General features: G+C 37.3%; 23 protein-coding genes. 7 read left to right on the forward strand and 16 right to left on the reverse strand.

What is annotated here, in order from left to right; genetic code table 11:
* Positions 1–249 precede the first annotated feature (249 nt).
* From FHY45_RS08180 to FHY45_RS08205, 6 genes are all read right to left on the reverse strand, one after another.
* The gene (locus FHY45_RS08180; protein ID WP_139891346.1) at positions 250–1,032 is read right to left on the reverse strand and encodes an HAD family hydrolase; all 783 of its coding nucleotides are present in this window, start codon (positions 1,030–1,032) and stop codon (positions 250–252) included.
* A 118-nt stretch (positions 1,033–1,150) separates the two neighbouring features.
* Entirely contained in the window at positions 1,151–2,512 is a 1,362-nt protein-coding gene (locus FHY45_RS08185; RefSeq protein ID WP_066101103.1) for an aspartate kinase, read from the reverse strand.
* A 638-nt stretch (positions 2,513–3,150) separates the two neighbouring features.
* Positions 3,151–3,837 carry a nicotinamide riboside transporter PnuC gene (gene pnuC / locus FHY45_RS08190; protein WP_139891347.1) on the reverse strand — a complete coding sequence of 229 codons (687 nt, stop codon included), beginning with the start codon at positions 3,835–3,837 and terminating at the stop codon, positions 3,151–3,153.
* Entirely contained in the window at positions 3,824–4,945 is a 1,122-nt protein-coding gene (locus tag FHY45_RS08195) for an AAA family ATPase (RefSeq protein ID WP_139891348.1), read from the reverse strand. The genes pnuC and FHY45_RS08195 overlap by 14 nt, the downstream gene beginning before the upstream one ends.
* Before the next feature lie 319 nt (positions 4,946–5,264).
* Positions 5,265–5,795, reverse strand: coding sequence for a tetratricopeptide repeat protein (locus tag FHY45_RS08200; protein ID WP_139891349.1), 531 nt, complete (start codon positions 5,793–5,795; stop codon positions 5,265–5,267).
* Positions 5,796–6,027: 232 nt separating this feature from the next.
* Positions 6,028–6,564: an RNA 2'-phosphotransferase gene (locus FHY45_RS08205; protein WP_139891350.1), complete on the reverse strand. Its 537-nt coding sequence runs from the start codon at positions 6,562–6,564 to the stop codon at positions 6,028–6,030.
* Between the two features lie 209 nt (positions 6,565–6,773).
* Here FHY45_RS08205 and FHY45_RS08210 point away from each other — a divergent pair, with 209 nt between their 5' ends.
* Together FHY45_RS08210 and FHY45_RS08215 are read left to right on the forward strand one after the other, a co-directional pair.
* On the forward strand, positions 6,774–7,502 hold the full coding sequence (locus tag FHY45_RS08210; protein ID WP_257468957.1) for an NAD-dependent protein deacylase: 729 nt from the start codon (positions 6,774–6,776) through the stop codon (positions 7,500–7,502).
* Between the two features lie 191 nt (positions 7,503–7,693).
* Positions 7,694–8,029, forward strand: a complete 336-nt coding sequence (locus FHY45_RS08215; RefSeq protein ID WP_139891351.1) for a L,D-transpeptidase — start codon at positions 7,694–7,696, stop codon at positions 8,027–8,029.
* Between the two features lie 202 nt (positions 8,030–8,231).
* Here FHY45_RS08215 and FHY45_RS08220 read toward each other — a convergent pair whose 3' ends face one another.
* The 4 genes from FHY45_RS08220 to FHY45_RS08235 form a co-directional block, all read right to left on the reverse strand.
* A complete protein-coding gene (locus FHY45_RS08220; RefSeq protein ID WP_139891352.1) occupies positions 8,232–8,795 on the reverse strand; it encodes an NAD(P)/FAD-dependent oxidoreductase in 564 nt (187 codons plus the stop codon).
* 290 nt (positions 8,796–9,085) lie between these two features.
* Positions 9,086–9,439 carry a VOC family protein gene (locus FHY45_RS08225; protein ID WP_139891353.1) on the reverse strand — a complete coding sequence of 118 codons (354 nt, stop codon included), beginning with the start codon at positions 9,437–9,439 and terminating at the stop codon, positions 9,086–9,088.
* Positions 9,436–10,470, reverse strand: coding sequence for an S-adenosylmethionine:tRNA ribosyltransferase-isomerase (locus tag FHY45_RS08230; protein WP_139891354.1), 1,035 nt, complete (start codon positions 10,468–10,470; stop codon positions 9,436–9,438). Before FHY45_RS08230 ends, FHY45_RS08225 begins: the two co-directional genes overlap by 4 nt.
* On the reverse strand, positions 10,470–11,192 hold the full coding sequence (locus FHY45_RS08235; RefSeq protein ID WP_139891355.1) for an SDR family NAD(P)-dependent oxidoreductase: 723 nt from the start codon (positions 11,190–11,192) through the stop codon (positions 10,470–10,472). The genes FHY45_RS08230 and FHY45_RS08235 overlap by 1 nt, the downstream gene beginning before the upstream one ends.
* Positions 11,193–11,346: 154 nt before the next feature.
* Between FHY45_RS08235 and FHY45_RS08240 the strand changes: the two genes are divergently transcribed.
* Both FHY45_RS08240 and FHY45_RS08245 read left to right on the forward strand, forming a co-directional pair.
* Positions 11,347–12,465 carry a GAF domain-containing sensor histidine kinase gene (locus tag FHY45_RS08240; protein WP_257468959.1) on the forward strand — a complete coding sequence of 373 codons (1,119 nt, stop codon included), beginning with the start codon at positions 11,347–11,349 and terminating at the stop codon, positions 12,463–12,465.
* A 12-nt stretch (positions 12,466–12,477) separates the two neighbouring features.
* Positions 12,478–13,110, forward strand: a complete 633-nt coding sequence (locus tag FHY45_RS08245; RefSeq protein WP_139891357.1) for a response regulator — start codon at positions 12,478–12,480, stop codon at positions 13,108–13,110.
* 142 nt (positions 13,111–13,252) lie between these two features.
* Here FHY45_RS08245 and FHY45_RS08250 read toward each other — a convergent pair whose 3' ends face one another.
* The gene (locus FHY45_RS08250) at positions 13,253–14,446 is read right to left on the reverse strand and encodes an MFS transporter (RefSeq protein WP_139891358.1); all 1,194 of its coding nucleotides are present in this window, start codon (positions 14,444–14,446) and stop codon (positions 13,253–13,255) included.
* Positions 14,447–14,820: 374 nt separating this feature from the next.
* Between FHY45_RS08250 and FHY45_RS08255 the strand changes: the two genes are divergently transcribed.
* Positions 14,821–15,123, forward strand: a complete 303-nt coding sequence (locus FHY45_RS08255) for a DUF3139 domain-containing protein (protein ID WP_066101154.1) — start codon at positions 14,821–14,823, stop codon at positions 15,121–15,123.
* A 204-nt stretch (positions 15,124–15,327) separates the two neighbouring features.
* Here FHY45_RS08255 and FHY45_RS08260 read toward each other — a convergent pair whose 3' ends face one another.
* From FHY45_RS08260 to FHY45_RS08280, 5 genes are all read right to left on the reverse strand, one after another.
* The gene (locus FHY45_RS08260) at positions 15,328–15,960 is read right to left on the reverse strand and encodes a response regulator transcription factor (protein ID WP_066101156.1); all 633 of its coding nucleotides are present in this window, start codon (positions 15,958–15,960) and stop codon (positions 15,328–15,330) included.
* On the reverse strand, positions 15,957–16,994 hold the full coding sequence (locus tag FHY45_RS08265; protein WP_139891359.1) for a sensor histidine kinase: 1,038 nt from the start codon (positions 16,992–16,994) through the stop codon (positions 15,957–15,959). Before FHY45_RS08265 ends, FHY45_RS08260 begins: the two co-directional genes overlap by 4 nt.
* On the reverse strand, positions 16,991–17,722 hold the full coding sequence (gene liaF / locus FHY45_RS08270; protein WP_139891360.1) for a cell wall-active antibiotics response protein LiaF: 732 nt from the start codon (positions 17,720–17,722) through the stop codon (positions 16,991–16,993). The genes FHY45_RS08265 and liaF overlap by 4 nt, the downstream gene beginning before the upstream one ends.
* Before the next feature lie 104 nt (positions 17,723–17,826).
* Complete coding sequence (locus tag FHY45_RS08275) at positions 17,827–18,474, reverse strand: PspA/IM30 family protein (protein WP_139891361.1); 648 nt, start codon at positions 18,472–18,474, stop codon at positions 17,827–17,829.
* A 16-nt stretch (positions 18,475–18,490) separates the two neighbouring features.
* Positions 18,491–18,838, reverse strand: coding sequence for a lmo0954 family membrane protein (locus FHY45_RS08280; protein WP_139891362.1), 348 nt, complete (start codon positions 18,836–18,838; stop codon positions 18,491–18,493).
* Between the two features lie 151 nt (positions 18,839–18,989).
* On the opposite strand from FHY45_RS08280, the gene FHY45_RS08285 reads away from it, so the two are divergent.
* Positions 18,990–19,325 (forward strand): hypothetical protein, encoded by a 336-nt coding sequence (locus tag FHY45_RS08285; protein WP_139891363.1) that lies wholly within the window; start codon positions 18,990–18,992, stop codon positions 19,323–19,325.
* A gap of 385 nt (positions 19,326–19,710) precedes the next feature.
* Positions 19,711–24,429: an Ig-like domain-containing protein gene (locus FHY45_RS08290; RefSeq protein WP_139891364.1), complete on the forward strand. Its 4,719-nt coding sequence runs from the start codon at positions 19,711–19,713 to the stop codon at positions 24,427–24,429.
* Positions 24,430–24,623: the final 194 nt, after the last annotated feature.

The raw sequence follows: 24,623 nt of genomic DNA on the forward strand, positions 1-24,623 counted from the left end.
TAGCTATTTATATACCCCATGTCAAGGAGCTATTGGGTCAATATGGATATTACAAATCTTCACCCTCAACCTTTTTTAATGTAAACTAGGTAATTTTCAAATATAGGCTTATTGTTGTATGTAAAGGCAAATCATCATTACGAAAACAGTCAAAAATAAAAAACCAATTCAACCTGGGGTACTTAACCCCTTAAGGATGAATTGGTCTCCGCGACACTTCTTGAAATTTCTTTCACAAGATATTCATAATTATATTTCCTTCAGCAATGGTAGTAAATCCGCCAGTTTCTTAATCTCATAGGTAGGCTTCACTTGATCCGTTACTTTATGATGGCGGTTTACCCAAACAGATTTTATTCCTGCACGATTGGCACCGAGAATATCCGTCATCAGATTATCTCCAACCATCAGGACTTCTTTTTTTTCAACCTCTAATAATCCTACAGCATGTTCAAAGAGTTCGGGAGCCGGCTTACCTTGTCCAAAATCCCCTGAAATGACAATATGATCGAAATAGGGAGCTATTTCAGGTGTTATTTCCAGCTTTGTTGTTTGCAATTGCGGGGAGCCATTTGTCAGTAAAAGAAGTTTAACACAACCCTTTAATTGATCCAGCACTTCAAAGGTATCCTCATAAATAAAGGGATGTTTTCTTCTTTCTTCAGGAAACTTTTCCGCTAATTCCTGTCCTAACTCTGCATCCTCTATTCCCAATGCTTTCAACCCATTCGTCCACGCATCCTTGCGATAGAGCGGCATAATTTGAGCCATCTTTTGAAATTGCTCATGTTTGTCCTGAAAATCCCCCCATAATCCCTCAAATGGATTTATCCCAATCATTTGTGTAAAAGCGAATGTTTCATAGGAGCTATACAGTTTAGTGGCTTCCTTTCTAACTGATTCTTCTAGCTGCACTGGGTCAATCTGATATTTGTTTATAGACAGCCCGCAGGTTACCCTGAAAGCTTCCTGAACACTTTTTTGATCCCATAACAATGTATCATCGAGGTCAAACATGATTGCCTTTACCATATCGGTTCCTCCGTCCCAGCATCAACCGCTCCGGTTTGATCCTATTAATATAGAAAAGTTTTGTTCTTTGGATAATGGCATTATGAAACATTTCTATTATTCGATTTACCACTTTTCCTTACACGCTTACACTGGTAAAAAATTCATTGTAAAGAGCAGCCACTGCTCGGTTTTCCTGAAGTTCTTTCACACCAAACATCATACTGACTTCAGAAGACCCTTGATTGATCATTTCGATATTAATGCCGGCATTTGCCAAAGCCTTGGATGCCCTCGCAACTGTACCAACATTCGAACGCATTCCCTCTCCCACAATCATAATCAAGGATAAATTGTGTTCAATTTTCACCTCGTCAGCCTCTAATTCCTCTATAATCCGGTTCCTAATAATCTCTTCAAGCTCAGAGTCCATTTGATTCTGTCTTAAAATGACAGTCAAATCATCAATTCCCGAAGGAACATGTTCATAGGACAACTTTAAATCTTCAAGGATTTGAAGAAGTTTACGTCCAAAACCTATTTCTCTGTTCATTAAATATTTGCTGACATAAATGCTGCAAAAATCATTGTCACTTGCAATACCGACAACCGGACCATTGGTTAGCTCTTTTTTATTCACAATCATGGTACCAGGTGATAACGGATTATTCGTATTTTTAATATTTACTGGAATCCCTGCTTTAAAGGCGGGAATTAACGCTTCATCATGTAAAACACTAAATCCTGCATAGGAAAGTTCACGCATTTCCCGATACGTCAATACACTGATTTCCTTAGGTTTATTAATAATCGTTGGATTAACCGAAAATACGGCATCAACATCTGTATAATTTTCGTATAAATCAGCTTTAACTGCATTAGCCAGAATTGCACCTGTAATATCCGAGCCGCTCCGCGGGAACGTCATCACCTTTCCATCCGTTGTATAACCAAAGAATCCTGGAAATATGACAATTCCTTTTTTATTTCTTAAATGATACAGATTGGCATACGATTCTGCTAAAACCTGAGCATTCCCCGGCTCATCACTGACGATTAGTCCTGCCTCATGAGGATTCATGTATTCAGCCTCTACACCTCTGGCTTGGAAAAAAGCAGCTACCAATTTGGCATTATTGTCTTCTCCACTGGCTTTAACGGCATCCATAAACTGACCCTTATCGCTCAGGTCTCCATTAAGAATTTCCATTAAATCAGCTCTAATTCTTTCGACAACAGAGCCTGAAATAGATAAATCCTCTGCTATTAATCGGTATCGATCAATAACCATATCAAATAAATATTGATCACAAGCCCCATTTAACCAGCTTTCTCCACAGGCAATGAGCAAGTCTGTCACTTTAGTATCGGATGAAAATCGTTTACCTGGTGCCGATACTACCACTATTTTACGTTGTGGATCTGATACGACAATCTCAAAAACTTTATTCAACTGCTCACCGGATGCAAGAGAAGTTCCCCCAAATTTAACTACTTTCATTCTGCATATCCCCTATGTTTAATTTTCAGATAATATTAACTATTATCACTTCTCAGCGCTAAAGTTTCAAGAGAAAATATGAAAAATTTCAAATAATATCCATCGGGACTTCTATTCTTCGGAAGTAAGTCTCATTCACCAAAGAATTAGAATGGCAGGATGTTCATGAAGGCGTAATAAATATTCTAGTTATCGATAAAATTTTGATGCCGTAAAATAAATAAATTATAAATTTTAATAGATTATGTCGTAAACCTGTCATTTATAGACATAAGTTGGAAGTATAATTCTTAAAAATAAAGAGCGTTGAGGAAAAACAAGGTAAAATAATTATAATATTTAGTCTGGAGGGTTATCTTATGATGGCGGCATCTTTATTTGGATTAATTTCCATATTGGTATATTTAGGGATTATCGTTTTTATTATTTATGTAGCACTTACTATCTTAAAGTTAATGTAACAAAAAAATGAATATCTAAAGGATATTCGTGACGAAATCAAGAAAAGCAATAGCATCAATCAGTTAAATCCATAATTTTGATTCAATCTTTGATTCTTTATAACTTGTACCAATAACAATAAAAGGGCCGTCACTATGACTGACCCTTTTTTAAATTCTTGAATTTTTTAGGAACTATTATTTTACTTCTTCTTTATTTAATTTACTCCAATTGTACCAACCGTAAATCGCATTGATTGTCCACGAAACATACATGGCAACCATAGACCACTGTCCAAGCATAATGAACATAACCAAGCAAACAAGGTCAATTACAATCCATACGAGCCATTGTTCTCTATATCGTAATACCATGAGGATTTGAGCTACTATTGCCATTACATTAGTAAATGCATCATAGTAAGGCAGAGTATTACCGAGATAATTTTTACCGATATAACCCAGTGCGATAGTACATATAACAATTAACACAGCTGTAATGATCATCTGCACTGACTTAAGACTTTTTGCTTTTACTTGCATTGTTTCCTCGGTCATATTCTTCTTCCAAATAAATACACCGAGAATACAAGTTACGAAGTAGAAAATATTTTCGAAGAACTCAAGATACAGCCCCAACCCCCATACGATATACATATAGGTTACAATCTGTATAAAGTTGAAGATATAAGACGACAGTTTGCCTTTCGCTGTCAAAACAACACAGATTACACCTGATACTCCGCAAATCATACCGATAGGAGAATCAGGAACAAAGCAATATACAATGATTTGAAGCAGTACCATACTTATCATAAATATTTTTTCAAAGAGATTATAACCGTTCCAAAATTCGTTTTTTAGATAATTTTTAATTCTTTCCATTTTCAATGATTCTTTTCACATCACTTACAATAGTTTTGAAGTTGTTCCAATAGCCGCCATTTAGAACCGTTACCTTGTCCCAATTTCCCGAACTTTTAATATTGTTGCAAAGTATGTTGAATAACTCATTGCGTTCCTCCATTCCAGAATGAGCCATAAATCGCTCGTGGTCATCCACAAACTCGCCGCAAGGACATAGTAAATAAATTTTATCCCACCGACATTTTTTTGTGATTTCATCGGCCACTATAGCAACTTTTTCAAATTCTTCCTCTGTTAAGTCACATTGGCTGTCTCTGGAATACCCCTCTGCGTACATTCTTGTTACCATCGAGTCGGAGTCCGCAAAAAAGATTCCTTGATTGGAGGGTGAGTTAATTAATTTTTTATTGAGATTATACTGCCCTTCAAGAAAAGCCATATAGTCCGTTCCGTTTAATTCCCATTCTGCTATATTACTTTCTTGCATGTAGCCTCTTGCAAACTCATAACTGTATGGCGCATTGAAATATTTGCCCAGGTCGGCGGTTAATACTGATTTTCCTTCCGAAGCAGTACCGCATATAAGAATGTTTGTACTAAAAACTCTCCGGAATGGATACGTTATTTTATCCCAATGCTTTATGGGGTTTTCCCTTATCATCGTTGCTGATATTGGAGTTAATGCAAGTCGGTCAACCAAGATTGAGGTTTCATTAAACTTTCCGATTAAGTCCTCATGGTAATTCCTATCCCCGACATACCAAATTCTGTCGGTATCTGTAGGTATTTCTACCGCCTTGCGATAAATAGTTTCAAACTCTTTAAGCCAACCGTTCCAACCATTAGGATAATTTTCAATACCAATTTCATTTTCATTGATTGCATATACAGCAACCAAATCATCATCCGAAAAAAACTCTCTCACGTAACGATATCGCATTTTATGAGGCATAAGTGGTTCACCTTTGTCCCCGTCATATCCACATACAATGACAATACAACCGCCGTCGTTTTCTTTTTTTGCTTGCATAATTAGATCCAAATGCCCTCGATGAAGCGGAGCGAATGATCCAAATACAATACCAACTTTTTTTCCTTTAAGGGGTTTTTGGTAAGAGTTTAACACTTTTCTTCTCCCTTCTTTTTATTCTATAAATATAAAAATTAAAAGAAACTACGCCCTCGACTGAACCTCTATTTCTCTCATAGTACTACATGTAAATTTAGCTAGTTCTTTATTTTATTATACTAAAATAACATTATGAAAGAGGTAAGATTTACTGAAAGCGTACAGTTATACCAGAGAAAAAGAAACACCAAAAAAGGAGGATACACATTTTGAGTGAATCCTCCTTTTTTCATTGCTTTCATATAGAATGTTTCTTCTAAGTAAAAAGGTTATATACAGTTAGCTAATTCAACCTACAGGATGAGGTAATTCCGATTTAAGGATTGTCTAAATCTAAAGTTTCATCAAGGTGCTGGGCATAGTAAGAAATACCACGCTTAAAGTACTGAAGTATTTCATCATTTGTAGTTTCCATTAAATTCATTAAGACAATTTCCATAGCCCTTTTATATTCCCCTGTATTATATAAAGCCATAGAATAAAAGACTTGCAGGGCTCGATGTTCAGGAAATTCAGTCACACCGCGGCGAAGGACGTCAACAGACTCTTTATAATGCCCCAAAATGCGGTAACTGCTTCCTAAACCAAGGAAACATCTTTGTAAATCAGAACCGGATAGACCTAGTTCAATTGCTTTAACATAGTAAGGAATTGCTTTGTTACATAACCCAGAATTATCATAGGCAATCCCAATCTGATAATTTATTTCTGCATTTTCCGGATCATTTTCTGATAGATTTAACAGAAGATTAAGTGCATGATTTAAAATAGTCGAATCCTGTTTCTCACGACCATCTTCACGCAGCGCAATAGCATTATCCAGAAGTTCACGTGGATTTTTATTCATTTATTCCCACCTCATTGTTTCTTGTAATTTACAATCAGTCGCATTCCTTGTTCCCTACATTCGACAATATCGAATAAAACCCCTTTTTAGAAAGTACAATTAAATCCAGATTTCTAAAGGAGTTATTTATTTTATGAGTCACGCAGAACGACGGGGCAAGAAATATTTTGATGAGATTTTATTAAGAATTCTAGCTAACACGTCTACTAAATGTTACATCCCTCTGTTATTTTTACCGTTGCACCTCTAAAAACTCAACGGGTACTGTTTTTGTTAACCAAACATGATTTTTTGAACGATAAAATACATATCCTTGTTTCATCATTTCACCACTTCGTACACGATACACAACCGGTCTCCCATGCCGTTTCCCTACATTGATTGCTGTTTCTTCATCAGATGATAGATGAACATATAAACGACTCTTTGGAATTAGTCCAATACGTTCAATGGATTCTGTATACTTTTCTCCCGTACCATGCCATAAAAACTCTGGTGGATCCACGATTTCCAGTTCTACATCAACCGAAATGGAATGTCCTTGATTAGCTCGAATAAGTGACTTGTCCTCATTAAAAGAGTATCTCTGCTTATCATCGGTTCGCACAATTTCCTCTAGGATGTTCATATCAAAAGGATATTTTTTAGAAATACCCTTAATCAATTCCTCGACATTCGCCCATCCATGCTCATCCAGGGTAATTCCAATGGATTCCGGTTTGTGACGAAGAATCAAACTCATAAACCTGCTCGCTTTAATTAAACTCATTTTTTGGGATCCTCCTTTATAACATAAAAATGAAAAGAGAATAGAAGCTCCATGTTCGAAGCTGATTCTCGATTATTCGAATAGTTTCTTCTATTTTCTCATATAATACATCGATTTTCGCGAAACCAATGATTTAGAATAGCTAATCGGCTCGTGATATAATGATGAATAATTATGTACAGAGGACCCTAAAACAGGAGGCAGGTATTTTGTCCAAACTAGTAACTTTATTAAAAGAATCTAACTACACCGTTATCTTCACTGGTGCAGGTTTTTCGACTGAAAGCGGGTTACCTGATTTCCGCTCAACTAATAACGGATTGTGGAAGAAGCAAGATTCAGGCACTATTGCCAGTACAGATGCACTTAATCAAAATGTCAAAGAGTTTTTTGAATTTTATCGCCAGCGTGTGGTAGGAGTGAAGGAACACGGCCCACATAAAGGCCATTCTATTCTCGCTAAATGGGAACGTGAAGGTATTATTCAAAGTATTATTACGCAAAATGTAGATGGTTTCCACCAGGAAGCCGGCAGCAGTCGGGTAGCAGAGTTGCACGGAACCTTACAAAAGGTACATTGCCAAACATGCGGTAAGGAATATGGCAGTGAAATGTATTTAAATGAATCCTATCAATGTGAGTGTGGCGGCAAGCTTCGTCCATCCGTCATTTTATTTGGTGAAATGTTGCCTGAAAAACCATTCATGATGGCTGAGGCTGAAAGTGAAAAAGCAGACCTGTTTATTGTTCTCGGATCATCGTTATCAGTGACACCTGCTAATCAGTTCCCTTTAATTGCTAAGCAAAATGGTGCGAAACTGGTTATTATTAATTTAGAGCCTACTAATTTTGATTTTTATGCAGACCTCGTGATTAATGACCGTAAAGCCGGCGAGCTTTTGGCAGAAATAGATGCCGAGTTAATTGAAAATTATTAATAGATTCAGGCCAATCTTTGAGAAGGAGATTGGCTTTTTTATATGCAGTTATCTTCCATCTCAGTACCTGAAAGCTGTACAAATTGTAACTAAACAAAAGGCTCTGTTCGTATATATTGCTGCTAATGTCTGTTAATTAACAAATGCCTGAGCTACTTCATACAATATTTTAAAAAATGGAGTTGTTATTCATGGCGAGATGGATTGACATATCAACATCGAAACATCAATTAAAACTTTTTGATGGAAATAGGCTGATAAAAGCTTACCCAATTGCAGTTGGGAAAATATTATCACCAACACCTTCTGGGACATACAAGATAATCAATAAACAACGTAATCCAGGAAGACAATTCGGAGTTCTTTGGATGGGTTTGTCAAAGCCTCATTACGGTATACATGGAACAAATACCCCAGCTTCAATCGGTAAGAATGTCTCACATGGTTGTATTAGGATGTTTAATCATGATGTTCTAGAATTATCATCTAGAGTTCCAATTGGTACTAGGGTTGTTATTCATAAATGACTCTGTTAATCTAGCTCCCCTAACTGCATAATTTTGGTCAAAAATACGACATAAAAGCATCGCTTCTCTTATTCCACTAATCTTTGCCTTGGTTGAATAAGAACGGGAATTCAAAAACGAACATTATCTACAAACAGAGTCAAACAAAAAAACGACCCACTCATGAGCCGTAACGATATCATTCAACTATTATTCATTTAATTTAAGATTTTAGAATATCGTGGTCAACATACCGTTCCCCATTCAGAGAACTGATTACATTAATCGCGACTCTTGCTCCGTCCCCTGCTGTAATAATTGTATGCATGCTCACACCTGCAACTGTGCCGGCTGCCCAGACATGATCAAGATAGGTTTTACCGGAATCATCGACATCAATCACTTTTTTAATACGCGGTTCAGTACCTTCCTTTGTTTTGATGCCTGAAGCTTCAGCGAGGTCAACTAACATACCAGAAGCCAAGATCACTTCACTTGCCATATAGTTGGATTCTTCCGTTTGGATGATTACTCCATCATTCGCCACTTCGATTTTTTCAGCGGTTGCAACCTTGAATTCAGCGCCAAATTTCTCTGCCTGTTTTTTACCGATTGCAATAAGGTCAGGTCCAGTGATTTCTTCTACACCATAATGATTTTCAATCCAGGCACGTTTTGTGACACTTTTATCATTATCCAACACCAACGTTTTTTTACCTGCTTTGGCAGTGAATAATGCAGCACTTGCACCGCTTGGTCCTGCTCCAATAACTATAACATCATACATATCCTCAAACCTCCCCCAACCAATTATAAAATCCCTCTTATTATAACAGGAATAATTACCAATTCTATTGAAGTGATTTTTCCATCGATACCTGACCAATCGTTTCAGTGAACCAAGTTCTTTTATAATAGTCACCATTTCTTTATTAGCCAATGGTAGGTTAATAAAGAATCTGCTGGATACCTCAACTGACTGGAAAACATGTTTTAAAAGAACATACCTATATTCCAATCAGCGTTATGTTTAATCCACATCTGTACTTATACGTAAGTTGTTCGCTTGCAGAAAGCCTAAATCCTCTTTAATAACTCAATTCTTTCACCATTATTCCCCTCAATAAAAACAATTGTCCAGCCATTTCCCATCCTTATTGGCCCCTCTAAAATAGATACATCATTTTCATTTAAAATTTGTAAACAATCCGTTTCAAAACATATATGTGCCTCGTATAATCCTTTTTCATCAATCATTCCATTTTCAATCAATTCAATCCTTAATCGGTCATTCACTAAGAATACGATCTTTTCTCCATCCAATTCCATGTATTGTTCAGTGCGAAATCCTAGATATTTTTCAAAAAAGAACCTTGTAAGCTCCAGGCTTCTCACCTCAAAACCGACGTGATGGATATTCAACTTTTTCATATAATTAAGTTCACATCTCCAAACTCATGCCATAAATACTCCTTTAGTACGGCTTCCTCATACGTTTTAAAAAGGAACTCCGAATCAATAAAAGCAGTGAGCATATCCAAATGGCTCGCCTCAGGTTCATGAAAACCGGTTAGGATACCATCAACTGCTTTCATTTCGTAATCAGGTCCTATATACAAATGGGTGCTACCCTTGAGCTTTTCAGTTAGTCTAGCCGTCTCCAAAGCACGAACGACCGTGGTTCCGACAGCAATCACTCTTCTCCTCTCTTTTTTCGCATGCCGAATCATATCCATTGTCTCACTGGGGATTTCATAGAGTTCAGGATTGGTTTCCGGTTTTACTGGCCAGTAGTCATCTAGTAAATAGCTCAAGCCTGTGTGAAGCTGAATAAACTGAAGCTTAACTCCCTTTCTTTGAAGATTGAAAAGCATTTCCCAGGTAAAGGCTCGGCCAGCAGATGGCATTTCAACGGAGCCAGGGACTGAAGCATAGACCGTTTGATAGAAGTTTAAATCAAGTGCCTGTTTCGCATATTCATACCGAATGGGTTCTCCTTTCTGATATAAATAATGTAAAATACGATCCTCTGATTGAGAAAAACAAACACTCCACAAAGGGGTAGCTTCTACCCTGCCACTTATCTCTCCTTTCAATTGTCCTTCAGAAAAAATGAGCACATCTCCAACTTCTATATCTTCATGCAGGGCCAGCACTTCCCAGGCGTTATTCTCAATCTTTTTTGCAAACCTTATTTCTACAGCTTCGGCTTTAACGATCCCTTTTCTAGTAATTGTTGCCCTTGCTGAGGCAGGAATTGTCCTGCTATTATTTAAAACCAGAATATCACCTTTCTTCAGATACCGATCTAGATGGGAAAATTGAGTGTGTTCCATTGTTCCAATCCCTTTATCTGTCACCATTAGCTTGACTTGGTCCCTTCTCATACCTCTGAACTCGGGAGGTTCGGACGCATTTAATTCTTGAGGCAGAAAAAATTTTTTCCTGAGAGGCAATGCCATTATAATCCCTCCTGTTCAAGCTCGAACTTCTGTGCTTCAAACCGTTTACCGTTAATATGCCGTGAATGATTCGAGGCTAAATAAACAAAGGCACCCAGTACCTCCTCCGGTTTAGCCAGCTCCTCATTATGATTAGGGTCTGCCAATGCATACATGTCCGTATCCATACTGCCGGGGTCAATCATATTGATTCGTATATTCGTTTCCGAGAGCTCATCTGCCCATGTTTCGGTCAGTCCTTCCAGTGCAAACTTCGAAATTCCATAGGCTCCCCATCCCGCATATCCTTTTTGCCCTGCTTCTGATGTCACATTGATAATAGAGCCTTCATTACGCTGAAGCATTCCAGGCAGAACACGTTTTGTGACCATAAATGGACTTAGGCTGTTTGCCTTTATAACATTCATGAAATCAACCTCTGAATAATCCAGTAAGAGTGGCATCGGGCTAGGCCCCAATACAGCAGCATTATTAATTAAAACATCAATTTGACCAAATCTGCTTTCTGTCATGGAAATAAAGGCTTCCACATCACGCTGATTTGTAACATCCGCTTTTACTGCCAGAACTGTACTACCCAATTCCTCAGTCATTCTTTTCACTTCCTGTAACCGCTCTTCTCCCCGCGCACAAATTGCGAGATTGTATCCTTGTTTTGCAAAAGCAAGGGCTAATGCTTTCCCTAATCCTTTAGATGCTCCTGTAATCACAACTGTTTTCATGATTTATACCTCCTATAGAAACTTATACTTATAGCGTATTGCAAAAAAACAGCCATGCCCTCGGAGGATGGATGGAGTTTCAGCTACATCTTTAGTAGTACTCCACCATAAAAAATGTATAATAATAACAAAACATCTATTAAGGAGACTAAAGGTGGTCCGTAAAATTTTTCTCTCAGAGATTCATATATTGAAAGAAATCGCTGAAACATTAAACGAAGGCACTGATTTAACAGAAGTTTTGGCTCAGGTATTAAAGAAGCTTTTAAAAATAACCTCTTTGGAAACCGGCTGGATCTTCCTTATTGACGAACGGGGCAATTACAAATTAGCCGCTTCTGAGGGACTGCCGCCCGCTTTAAAAATTTCAGACTATGAACCCATGTGTACAGGTGACTGTTGGTGTGTGAATAAATTTTTAAAAGATAATCTACATAAAGCTTCGAACATTATGGAATGCAAGCGGTTGGAAAATGCAAGATTGAATCAATGGGGCGATACGTATGGCCTTGTTTACCATGCTACTGTTCCCTTATCAGCTGGGGATGAAAAATTCGGCGTATTAAACGTAGCCGTAACGAATAAAGAAAGATTCGAAGCAGAAGAGTTGGGTCTCTTAGAATCCGTTGCCTATCAAATCGGCAATGCCCTGAGACGAATCCATTTAACAAAACGGGAGCAGGAACTGAAAGTTGCAGAGGAACGAAATCGCTTGGCACGGGACCTGCATGATTCTGTAAATCAATTACTTTACTCTATTAATGTGACATCAAAGGCCGGAATCAATCTATCAAAAGAGGATTCAATCAAACAGATTTTTGCTGATATTGGGAGGATGTCACAGTATGCACAGGCTGAAATGAAGGCATTGATCTGGCAATTACGGCCAGATGGACTAAAGAACGGACTCGTTTGTGCCCTCAAATCATATGCTGAAATACTCGGTTTACAAGTTATTGTTCAGGTGAAAGGGACAGGATCTCTCCCTTCAAAAATCGAAGGAAATTTATGGAGGATTGGGCAGGAAGCCTTCAATAATGCCATTAAATATTCCGGTCAAAAAGAAGTCTTACTTTTTCTTGAATACAAACAAAATCATATTATCATGTCGGTTGAAGATGGCGGAGTAGGATTCGATATTTCATCAGTAAAGGGATTGCCGAGTCTTGGGCTTAAGAGTATAGAAGAACGCGTAACAGCCCTGCAAGGGAAATTAAGCATAATTAGCAAAAAGAACTCCGGCACCAGTTTAACGGTTGAATTGCCATACTAAAGGAGAATTTTAATGACGATAAAAATTGTTTTAGTGGATGATCACCATGTCGTTAGGAAAGGACTGGCATTATTATTAAATAGCCATCCTGATATGAGCGTAATTGGAGAAGGAACAAACGGTAAGGAAGCAATTGAACTGGCCAAAAAACTGACTCCCGAGATTATGATAATGGACTTACTAATGCCTGTAATGGACGGAATCGATGCAACAAAACACATTGTGGAAACCATACCGAATGTGAAAGTTTTAATCCTCACCAGCATGTCAGATCAAGACCATGCCATTCCTGCCTTGGATGCGGGAGCCAGTGGCTATCTATTAAAGGAAAGCGACCCAGAGGAACTAATCCTAGCTATTAAAAAGGCAGTAAACGGAGAAATCTATATTCATTCCAAAATTACCGCAGAATTAATGACAGTTCTGCAAACGAATAAATCCAAGCAGAATTCGTTAGAATCATTGACTCAAAGAGAAAAGGAAGTTCTCAAGGAAATCACCAACGGCAAAAGCAATAAAGAGATTGCTTCAGCACTTTACATAACCGAAAAAACGGTAAAAACTCATGTATCCAATATCCTGTCTAAGCTAGAGCTGCAGGACCGTACTCAGGCTGCTCTTTTTGCGATACGAAATGGTTTTTAATTGATTTGGATTCGCTGTTATTTTATTGGGGATTTATGTACTCTTCCATTCAATTCATCCGGTAAAAAAAAGAGAATAGAAAATCTATATAAAAAACCAGGTGAGTCATGACTCACCTGGTTTTTTATACGTAATTAAGCAATTAGCGAACTGCTTTCTCACGGGTTATAAGTACGTAAATAACCATCGACATGAATACGGACACAGCCGCTGTCATATAAATACTGCTGTAGCCAAATGAATGTCCAATCTGTCCGAAAATCATAGCTCCTATCCCTATACCTAAGTCAAAGAACGAGTAAAATGTAGCATTAGCCATTCCTTTACGATTTTGGGGTGCCTGATCAATTGCCCATGCCTGTAAGGCTGGCTGAACGCTTCCAAATCCAAATCCATAAAGGAAAGCCGCAAATAACATCATGCTGGTGCTAGGCAGCCAGGATAGTAATAGCATCGCAATAAACACCAACAATGTTCCCGGTATAAATACAGCCTTGTGCCCTTTACGGTCATATAATTGTCCGGCAAACGTTCTTGTCAACATAACAGATAATGCATAGATAACAAAATACCACTGGATTCCATCGATTCCCTTTTGTGCTGTATATAAAGGAAGAAAAGTAGCTATTCCCCCAAAAGTAAATGTGATGAAAAATGCCAGTATGGATGGTTTTAACGAGCTTTTTTCATATAGATCCAGTATCTTCTTACCAGTTGGCTGCACAGTCACTTTCTCAGCTTTCTTGAACTTAATCTGCGTTGCTACCAGAAGAGCAATAACTCCTAGAATAGCACAAATTAAGAAAAACTGATTAAATGGTATCATAACAACCAAAGCAAGACCAAGAGATGGCCCAATAGCCATCGCAATATTTCCGGACAGCCCAAAGTAACCCATTCCTTCACCCCGTCTTGATGCCGGAACCAAGTCTGAAGCAACCGTACCAGTAGCTGTAGTTAATGCTCCCCAACCCAATCCTTGAATAATCCGCATCATGAACAGCAAAGCAATACTTGCCATAAAACCAAATGACCCGAGGGTAAGGATAACAACAATTAAACCTCCGAAATAGACAATTCGTCTTCCCTTCGTTTCCAATGCCTTGCCGGCAAAGGGCCTAATCAGCAAAGCTGAAAATGTAAATATCCCCACAACTACTCCTATTAGCTGGTCACTTCCACCGAGATGTTTAACGTACAACGAAATTGTCGGCAAGGTCATTTGAAAACCTAAAAAGATCAGGAAGTTTGTAATACAAATGAAGACAAAATCTCTTGTCCATATTTTTTCCTTCTTTATTTTTTGTTTAACTCCTTGTTGTGCTTGATCAATCATTTTATACCTTCTTTCTGCTCCTTTACATTATTTATATTACCCGAATACGAAACTATCTTTCTATGGAAATTTAAAAAATACACAAAAAATCCCTTCTTTTGTAGGCAAGGGAGTAATATATTGTTATTCCCATTTGATAGTATCCTACACCTTTCTGTATTAAAGACTACTTGCTTAAAATGTATTTATAAATTAACTTCCTATAATGTTGAAAGGTTCCACATCTGAATCTACCAGCATACTATCAAACAATTTTTATAATATCATTTTTATTTGAAATGACAGATACTTATGATAGCTCATGCTTGTAAAAGTCCAGTGTGTAGTCTTTATTCTATTAAATTTATTAATAAATTTTTATTAGGAGGTTGTAAATGAGAAAAATAGGAGCGACTGTATTAATTTTGTTAACTTTTATCGGAATTGGATTAGGCTATATTCAATATAAAAAGTCAACTGTTGAACAACGTGTAATTGAGTATCTGACAACTGAAGAGAACATTTCAAAGAATGACATTATTTCCAGTGAACCATTTATTGCAAATTTACGAGGAGATAAGAATTGGATGGTTAGTATTCGACTAAAAGATGATAATAAAACCTACTATTATTACAAAAATAAAAATGAAGTAATTTTAGAATCGTATGTAGAAAACGGAGTAGAACACGTTCAATAAAAGGTAGTAAGGGGAAAATCCTTCATAAATAGGATTTCCTAAATTAATTGGATATAATTAACACTTAAGTTTAACATATCCATAAATAAAAGAGCTCAAATCCATTTGAATTAGAACAGTCGGAGTTGAGCTTCACTTTATTATTAAAATTATAATGATAATTATCTTAACAAAAGTGATTACCATACTCATTCAATCGGTAATCTATTTTGTTAATTTATGATGGAAAGCATAAATTACTGCTTGGGTACGATCCTGAACTTGAAGTTTACCTAAAATATTGCTCACATGTGTTTTAACCGTTTTAAGTGCAATAAATAATTGATCTGCTATCTCTTGGTTCGTCTTTCCTTCCGCCATTAATAATAAAATTTCTATTTCTCGTGATGTTAAATCTTCGTGCAAATCTCTTTTATTTGCGTTCCTAAATTTAGACATGAGTTTATCTGTCACTTCCGGTACCAGAACGGATTGCCCTTTATAGGTTTCGCGTATCGAATCTGCTATTTCACTTGCTTTCGAGGTTTTTAACATATAGCTGATTGCACCTGCTTCAAGAGCCGGGTACACTTTTTCATCATCAACAAAACTCGTCACAATGATTATTTTTGCCTCCGGCCACTCCGCTAGAATCTGCTTGGTTGCCTCAATCCCATCCATTTCAGGCATTACCAAATCCATCAATATTACATCAGGCTTTAGGCTCAATGCCATTTCGACACCCTTAAGTCCATTTTCCGCTTCCCCTACCACTTCAATGTCGGATAAAGAAGATAAATAAGCAGAAACACCTATACGAACCATTTCATGGTCATCTACAAACAATACTCTTATCATACTTTCTCACCTACATTCACTAATGGTACTCTTACTTCGATTCGCGTGCCTTGCTTTGGTACCGAAACCACCTTTAGAATGCCGCCAATTTCTATCGCCCGCTCTTTCATATTTTGTAACCCGTAAGAGCCAGCCTTCGCTTCATCTGCGGTAAATCCAACACCATCATCAATCACTCTCATAATTAAAGAACGTTCATGCTGAATAATATACACTTCCAATAATTGTGCTTTAGCGTGCCGTAATGTATTCGAAACGGATTCCTGGAGGATTCTAAATAAATGATCCTCAATCCCTTTCTCCAATTCCAGATCTTCTACCTTCCATTTTACCGTAAAAGGGATTTTTTGTTTGAGTTCGCTCAAAAGATTATCTACGCCTTCCTTCAAACTTTTATCCTTTAAATGTACAGGACGGAGATGTAAAAGTAAGGCTCGCATTTCTAATTGGGACTGTTGAATCATACTTTCAACCATCCTAAGCTGTTTTTTCTCACTTGTCTCTTCATCCCCACCTGATTCATTGATGGCTGACATAAGCATAGAAGCAGCAAAAAGCTGTTGGCTGACAGAATCATGGAGTTCTCGGGCCAATCTGTTTCTCTCCTCTTTAACCATTGCCTGAACTCGTTTTTCCTGTTCCACTGAATTTTCAGTAGCCAGTGCCTGAGAACGTTTTGCCTGATCAAGAAGGACCGTTTGGATTTGTTTTACTTTCTCGACAGATTCAGATAACTCCCTTGTCTTAATCTCTTTTTCCGAAAGATTTTCCCCGAGGTTTACACTTCGCAAAGTATCATTCAACTGATTAATTTCAGATTTATAGAATAACCCGCTTGCAATTCCGAACAAAACACCAAACAACAGGGAAATACTTAGCGCAAATAACAGAAATGGCACATTAAAGATCTTCTTCTCATATAGAGGAGTCCAATCAGAGGAGAAAAAGATTACATAATAACATAAGAATATAGTTAAAAATAGCAGTAGAGAGATTGATATACAGATCAGTAATTGGCGTTTTAGTATACTCATATCCACTTCACCACCAAATTGCCAGCACCGATCGAAGTAACGACCTTTATTTTATAGCTAGCCTCGTTATATCCTTCTGACCTATACATAATTTGCTGATTTCTAAGCTCTTTTTCCTTTTCTTCAAATAAACGTACTGTTCCAAATAAACAAGTGTGGGAAATTTGCACACCCACATCGTACGGTACAAATATTTCAATGTCCCCAATACCATTGCGAATCGAAATGACTGATATTTCCTTTGGCAAGACTGTATTGCTCAAATTGATATGAGTATCTCCGTATACGCTTATCACATTCAGATCATTCCATTCGTATACGTACTCAGGAGTTTGCTGACTTCCAAAAATTCTATTGGTAATCACAGGCTTAGATATTTCACCATTCTGTTTTTCCTGCTGTTCCAACGATTCTTTAGGTTTGATTTGAATAGGTTCACGTCTCTTTTGAAGATGCTGAGAAATAAAATAGAGAAAAAGAATAAAGAAAATGAGTCTGACAATGAATAGATGAATTAAGCCTATAAGACCTGATATTATACCCATCCAAAATATCATTTTCCCAAATAGCTTAGAATAACGGGAATAGCCATAATAAATACAAATTCCCGAAAATAATACGCTAAAAAGAATTTGATGAAAGCGAAAAAAGATAATTTCAATTAAAGCAATGATTAAAATAGCAATTACTATTTTTTCTGCCCAATGGCCTTCTTTATATCTCTGCATATTCCTACCCCCTATCCGTCATTCATCTTAGATGAAACTTGCTGATTACTAATCTAAAACAGACGCAGCAAAATACTGCGTCCTACATACTAGAATACCATTTTTTAATTCACTGTTTCCTTCCTTTTTAAATCTTTTTCAATTTCTGCAATGCGGGTATCAATCGTTGCTTCATAATAATTGGATTTCACTCTATTTTCTATTTGCATCATATAATCATCAATTTCTAAGGATTGTTGCCCCTCACCCTCTACTGCTTCTTTACCGGACTCCATTAACTTATCCATTTTATGATGAACCTTTGCAATATTTTCCCGTCCCATCAGCTCAAGTCTCTTTATATGCATATCTTTCAGCTTTTGCTTCATTAAAGCAAACTTCTCTTCAAGCTGTTTTAAATCAAGGCCAATTTGCACAAGCAGATGTTCAATTTTGGCTGAACGATCCTCATAAACCGCCTGTTCCTTAATGGCAAATTCGAATAATTCACTCACATCGCCTGCTTCCTTTGCAATATGAGCCTGGTGTTTACGTTTATCAGCCATTTCCTTAGCAACAGCTAATTCACGCTTCATTTCCTCTTTCAATCGATATTGACGTTGTATTAATTGTTGAACCTGTTCTACCTCTCTTTCGGATTGTCTCAAATATTGATTCAATTTTGAAATTGGATTCCTCTCCTCCTGCTTATCGATTAAATCATGAATATCTGCTTCCACCGAATTTTTCATACGAGTAAATAAATTTGCCATGTTCCCTGCACACTCCTCATTTAAAATTTTTATTTAATTGTTCCCATTCTTTTTCAAAGTTTGTAAATGGATCATCATGACTCACATAGTCCTTTTCCTGCTTATGTTCCTTATATAGATAATAAAGAACATACATAGCAACCAAGCCGATTAGCGCAGGTATATTACTAACTGAAGCTAATAATGTAATGACCGCAATTGCTCCCCAAACCACTTTCGATAAATTGGTATCTGCCTTCATAAAGCCTTTCACGGCAAAATACAAAATAGCTAATGTAATGGCCAATGTAATAATGGGACCAATATGACCGATCACGATTAGACCAGCCACCATAACAATCAAAATCAATCCGAGATTTTTCATTGATATTCCCTCCTTATGTCTTTAGTTTAGCTTGGAAGAATATTCTTTATAACGACCCTGAGCTTGATTTCCAACTAGGTCTTGAGGCGTAGCTAAACTAAGACTATTAAAAGCTCTACAGTACTGCTTCCAATAAATAGCGCAAAAAACATTGAGAGAATCGAGTATTGCACTGGGAGAAGAAAATCCTATACAGCTAGTGCTGAGACGACTGTACAGGCCCGATAAGCATAAGAAGAGGCGCGCCAGGGGCGATTTCTCCTACCGTAGTGGCTATCCTTATGACCTCGAGGGACTAGGAATCGAAGCCGAATCACACCATATATTAAGTAAAGTAATAATGGAAAATCTAACAGACTATCTAAATAACCATCTGCCCCGGGGAGCATACGTAAGTTTAATAGTTGATTCCCCAGCTGATAAGCTTTATGAGAAATTCGATTTTGAATATAACGCTCCCCAATCTGTCGGGATGTATCGAAATTAATATAGTTTTAAAGAATACATACTCAGAGCCAAAGAACGCTGAGTTTTTGGTTGTCATTCAAGTTTTCTAATAATGTCAATATCTCTTCTTTTTTGCTACTTACCAGTTAAAATGGCCTTGTATACTTAAAAAACACACTTTTCTACTCATCTTCCTTCTGTGTGTTTCTACCCACTCTTCTCTGTTTTTCGAGCATAAACCCCATAATTAGCTAAGTCGTATTTACTATTTTTTGAAAAATCAAAAAATTAAAAAGACTATTTATAATCGTGGTGGTAAATTAATAGTGTGGTAGATAGTAAATTATTTACCTAAACTTTCATTTTCAATTAAGGGGTGATTTTGTAGATTTCAGATATTGACAAATAAAAAGGAGGTTGGAGCTTTGCATTTCAAAAATACTAAGAATGTCGTTTTTGTTTTACTATCACTGGTATTACTATTATCTAACTTATTAATCGGTATAGGTACAGCGAGCGCTAATACATATGAAAACTCTAAACTAAAGCCCTTTAGCAACACAGTAAAAAAGAAACTGGATGTAAGTAAATATGACCCAGATGAAAAGGTGCGCGTTATTGTAGAACTCGAAGGTACTCCTGCAATTGATTACGCCACTAAACAAGGTGTTATGTTTAAAGAACTCTCCAAATCAAAACAATCGGAATTACAAGCAAACGTTAAAGACCAACAATCCGATTTCCTATCATCTATTAATAAAAAACGTGTAAAATTCGACGTTGAAAACTCCTTTACAGTAGTCGCAAATGGGGTCAGTGGTGAAGTAAAGGCTTCAGACATATCAAAAATTGAAAGTATCTCCACTGTTTCATTTGTATATATCGCTAATGAATATAAGCGACCGGAAGTAAAACCTGAAATGGTATCCAGTGGTGATATCGTTGAAGCAGAAGAAACATGGGTCAAAGGATACAATGGTACAGGTACAGTTGTTGGTATTATTGATACTGGAATTGATCCCAGCCATAAAGATATGGTTCTAACTGATGAAAGCAAAGCAAAGTTAACAAAATCGGATGTAGATGCAAGCATTTCTAAAAATAAATTACCAGGAAAATACCATACAGCGAAGGTTCCATACGGATACAACTATTATGATAAGAATCAAGAAATTCTTGATCTTGGCTCTGATGCATCCATGCATGGTATGCATGTTGGTGGAACGGTTGGAGCAAATGGATCCAAAGATGCTGGAGGCATTAAAGGAATTGCTCCTGAAACACAATTATTAGCTTTAAAAGTATTTGGTAATGATTCAGAAATGCCTTCTACATGGGGCGATATTTACGTTAAAGCAATTGATGATGCCATTTTGCTTGGTGCAGATGTGTTGAATATGAGTCTTGGATCAACTGCAGGATTCCAATCTCCTGAAGATCCTGAGCAAAAGGCGATTGAAAGAGCTGTTAATAACGGTGTATTAATGGCCATTTCAGCGGGTAACTCTGCTCAGATCTCTGATGGATACGCAGATCCTTTTGCAACGAACCCTGATATCGGGCTTGTAGGATCACCAAGTGTTTCCAAAGATTCCATCTCAGTTGCTTCTCTTGAAAACACACATGTATTTGTAGATAAATTTGAATTTACGATTGGTGGAACGACATACTCAGCTGGATATAAAACACAATCCTCTCCTCTACCATTAGATGTTTTCGGTACAACTGAAAAAGATGTTGTTTATGTTGGTAATGGTCATCCAGATCAATATCAAGGAAAGGATGTAGCTGGTAAAATAGTTTTTGCTGTCAGAACAGCTGCTACTCCAAACTACGGTGAAATCCAAAAGCAAGCCGAAGCTGCCGGAGCCATCGGTGTTATTATCAGGGGAACTCCTGCACATGGAGATTTTGTCAGCATGGCTCTAAACAGCCCTACTATCCCATTGGTTTCACTGCGAGTAAGCGATGGTACTATGTTTGAAGAAAAAATTAAAGCAGCTGGTGATGTAGGTAAAGTTAAATTCACCGGGGAAATGATACAACTAGAAAACGGTACAGCCGGACAGTTGTCTACCTTCACTTCATGGGGAGTAACACCAAACTTAGATTTTAAACCTGAAATCACAGCACCAGGTGGAAAAATCTATTCAACATTAAATGATGATAAGTATGGAGTTATGAGCGGTACATCCATGGCTGCACCGCATGTAGCAGGCGGATCTGCCCTTGTGTTGGAATATGTAGAGAAAAATTTTCCAAATCTTGAAGGCAAGGATAAAGTCCAACGTGCGAAAACTTTATTAATGAATACATCTGAAACTATTAAAGATCCTCTCGGTACAACCTATTATTCACCACGTCGTCAGGGTGCCGGGGTTATGAAATTAAACTCAGCAATTACTTCCCCAGTTTACGTGGTAAATAAAGGAACGGATGATGGAAAAGTTACATTAAAAGAAATTTCCAACGATAAGTTCTCTTTTACACTGACTGCTACTAACTTCAGTGAGAAAGATGCAACATACACAGTTGATACAACTGTACTATCCGATGCTCTGTACGAAGCAGGTGGATATACGTTCAATGATCTGACACCACAGGAAATCAAAAAAGCAATTGTTACATCCGATAGTGAAATTACTGTTGCAGCTGGTAAATCTAAAGATTTTACAATCACAATTGATTTAAAAAATGCAAAAGCTGATTTAGAAAAAGCGATGAAAAACGGATACTTTGTTGAAGGCTTCGTATTCTTAAAAGCTAAGAATCTCGAAGACTCTCTACCTACTTTATCCATACCATTTGTTGGATTTAAAGGTGACTGGAATAAACCAAACATTATCGATCCAATGAATAATTCCGTCGATTCATTCTATGGATATACAGGTCTTGCCGATTCTAATACCGGTGAATTTTTAGGAGTTAGTCCATTCGATAAGAATCAAATTGTTGATCCATCTAAAATAGCTTTTTCACCAAATGCTGACGGTCATTATGATGCAGTGGCCCCTGCCCTATCATTTTTACGAAACAGCAAAACGGTGGAATACAGTATTACCGATACAGATGGTAAAACATTGCGTAAAATAACTACTGATAAGTACCAAAGAAAGAACTATGCAGCAGACTCTATCGTAACATTCGAGCCATACTTCACTGAATGGGATGGTAAAGTAAATAACAAATCTGTTGAAGAAGGACTGTACTATTACCAAGTCAAGGCAATAATCGATTACGAGGGCAAGGAACCTCAAGTATTTAAAATGCCAATCCTAGTAGATAATACAGAACCAACTGTGTCTGATCTTAAATATGATGATGCAACAAAGACAGTTACATTTAAAGCTGAAGATACAAATTCAGGCGCAGGACTTCAATATATCGAGCTTTCCGTTAACGGTAAAGCACTGAAAGATTATGTAGCACCAAACAGCACCAACACATACAGTGTCAAATTATCCGACCTGAAGTATAGCGATGATACACCAGTAGAAGTGAAAAACGGTGACAATATCAACGTAGTTGCCCATGACTATGCTGGGAACCGCGGTGCTAAATCATTATTGGATAAGACAATTCCTTATATCAGTGTCATAGAACCTGCACCACTTGGAATCTACAATGAACTTGAAGTATTTGTCTTCGGATATATAACTGACGATTCTGAGATAGATTATGTATGGGCTGAATATGAAGGGAAACGCCAGAACCTTATAATTGAGTTGGATGAAGAAACTAAGGAGCCTTATTTCTTTGATATTTTTGAGTTCTCCAAAGAAGGTAAACATGATATTCGATTCTATGGAGCAGATGTAGCCGGTAACAAGATTGATTTCAACAGAGAAATCTTTATTGATACTAAAAAGCCAACAATTGAAGTTGACTACAAGGCATTCTCCACAGGTGATAGCCAAAAAGTTAAGGTCAAAGTTGGTGATAACTACAATGCTCTTCGACTAGTCGTTAATGGAAATGAAGAAATAAACACATTTAATGATTTGGGTGACTTACCTGTTTACGCACCTTACTCTGTAACTCAGGAAATTGAACTTCCATTAGCGGAAGGTGTGAACGAGTATGAATTCGTGCTTGAGGATATAGCAGGGTACCAAGTTAAGAAGAAAATTGAAATTAATAAGGTGCCAATTCCTGTTAAGCCATCCGTAAATGCTGTAACGGATGCCAGCACAAAAATTACGGGAACTGCACCAACCGATTCAAAAGTAACCATTACAGATAAAAAGAACTTAACACTAACAACTACAGCGAATGATGGTAAATTCTCGATAGATTTAAAAACGAAGCTGAAAGCCGGTACTAAATTATACGCTACTGTTACAGATCCGAAAACTGGATTAGTGAGCGAAGTAACAACGATCACAGTAACGGATAAAACAGCTCCTTCCGCTCCTTCTGTCAATGCTGTTTCAGACAAGTCTACAACTGTAACAGGTAAAACGGAAGCTGGTGCAAAAGTAACAGTTAAGGCTGGTTCTAAAACTCTCGGTACAGCTACTGCCAATAGCAATGGAAACTACACTGTAAAAATCAAGAAACAAAAAGCCGGAACTTCCCTTTCTGTAACAGCATCAGACAAAGCAGGTAATATAAGCAAAGCGAAAACAGTTAAAGTGGCAGATAAAACAGCTCCTTCCGCTCCTTCTGTCAATGCTGTTTCAGACAAGTCTACAACTGTAACAGGTAAAACGGAAGCTGGTGCAAAAGTAACAGTTAAGGCTGGTTCTAAAACTCTCGGTACAGCTACTGCTAATAGCAAAGGAAACTATACAGTCAAAATCAAAAAACAAAAAGCTGGCACTTCCCTTTCTGTAACTGCGAAAGATAAAGCTGGCAATACGAGCAAAGCAAAAACAATAAAGGTAGTAGATAAAACTGCTCCATCTACTCCTTCTGTTAATCCAGTAAAATCAAGTTCTACAAAAGTGACAGGAAAAACAGAAGCCGGGGCTAAAGTAACGGTCAAAGCCGGTTCTAAAACTCTTAGCACTGCTACGGCCAACAGCAAAGGGAACTATACCGTTAAAATCAAAAAGCAAAAAGCCGGTACGACTCTTTCTGTAACTGCCAAAGATAAAGCTGGCAATACGAGCAAAGCAAAAACGGTTAAAGTGAAAAAATAAGTAAAGCAAAAAGGTGCCCTGGCTTGTCGCCCAGGGCACCTTTTATTTTTACCTAATAATCTGTCTTTTAAAGCTTCGATTCATTCTGATAGAAGATGAAACTACTGTTATACCAAGAGGGATTTGTTCATGTTAGATATGTTCTTATATAATTGGCAGGTTAGAGATGAGTGGTTTAATTGGTGTAACAGTAC

It is taken from the genome of Bacillus sp. D386, assembly GCF_006346415.1.

Coding starts and splice junctions, on each gene's coding strand:
- FHY45_RS08180 (WP_139891346.1), bottom strand. CDS start 1,032: ATGGTAAAGGCAATCATGTTTGACCTCGATGATACATTGTTATGGGAT.
- FHY45_RS08185 (WP_066101103.1), bottom strand. CDS start 2,512: ATGAAAGTAGTTAAATTTGGGGGAACTTCTCTTGCATCCGGTGAGCAG.
- pnuC (WP_139891347.1), bottom strand. CDS start 3,837: ATGGAAAGAATTAAAAATTATCTAAAAAACGAATTTTGGAACGGTTAT.
- FHY45_RS08200 (WP_139891349.1), bottom strand. CDS start 5,795: ATGAATAAAAATCCACGTGAACTTCTGGATAATGCTATTGCGCTGCGT.
- FHY45_RS08205 (WP_139891350.1), bottom strand. CDS start 6,564: ATGAGTTTAATTAAAGCGAGCAGGTTTATGAGTTTGATTCTTCGTCAC.
- FHY45_RS08215 (WP_139891351.1), top strand. CDS start 7,694: ATGGCGAGATGGATTGACATATCAACATCGAAACATCAATTAAAACTT.
- FHY45_RS08220 (WP_139891352.1), bottom strand. CDS start 8,795: ATGTATGATGTTATAGTTATTGGAGCAGGACCAAGCGGTGCAAGTGCT.
- FHY45_RS08225 (WP_139891353.1), bottom strand. CDS start 9,439: ATGAAAAAGTTGAATATCCATCACGTCGGTTTTGAGGTGAGAAGCCTG.
- FHY45_RS08230 (WP_139891354.1), bottom strand. CDS start 10,470: ATGGCATTGCCTCTCAGGAAAAAATTTTTTCTGCCTCAAGAATTAAAT.
- FHY45_RS08235 (WP_139891355.1), bottom strand. CDS start 11,192: ATGAAAACAGTTGTGATTACAGGAGCATCTAAAGGATTAGGGAAAGCA.
- FHY45_RS08245 (WP_139891357.1), top strand. CDS start 12,478: ATGACGATAAAAATTGTTTTAGTGGATGATCACCATGTCGTTAGGAAA.
- FHY45_RS08250 (WP_139891358.1), bottom strand. CDS start 14,446: ATGATTGATCAAGCACAACAAGGAGTTAAACAAAAAATAAAGAAGGAA.
- FHY45_RS08255 (WP_066101154.1), top strand. CDS start 14,821: ATGAGAAAAATAGGAGCGACTGTATTAATTTTGTTAACTTTTATCGGA.
- FHY45_RS08260 (WP_066101156.1), bottom strand. CDS start 15,960: ATGATAAGAGTATTGTTTGTAGATGACCATGAAATGGTTCGTATAGGT.
- FHY45_RS08265 (WP_139891359.1), bottom strand. CDS start 16,994: ATGAGTATACTAAAACGCCAATTACTGATCTGTATATCAATCTCTCTA.
- liaF (WP_139891360.1), bottom strand. CDS start 17,722: ATGCAGAGATATAAAGAAGGCCATTGGGCAGAAAAAATAGTAATTGCT.
- FHY45_RS08275 (WP_139891361.1), bottom strand. CDS start 18,474: ATGGCAAATTTATTTACTCGTATGAAAAATTCGGTGGAAGCAGATATT.
- FHY45_RS08280 (WP_139891362.1), bottom strand. CDS start 18,838: ATGAAAAATCTCGGATTGATTTTGATTGTTATGGTGGCTGGTCTAATC.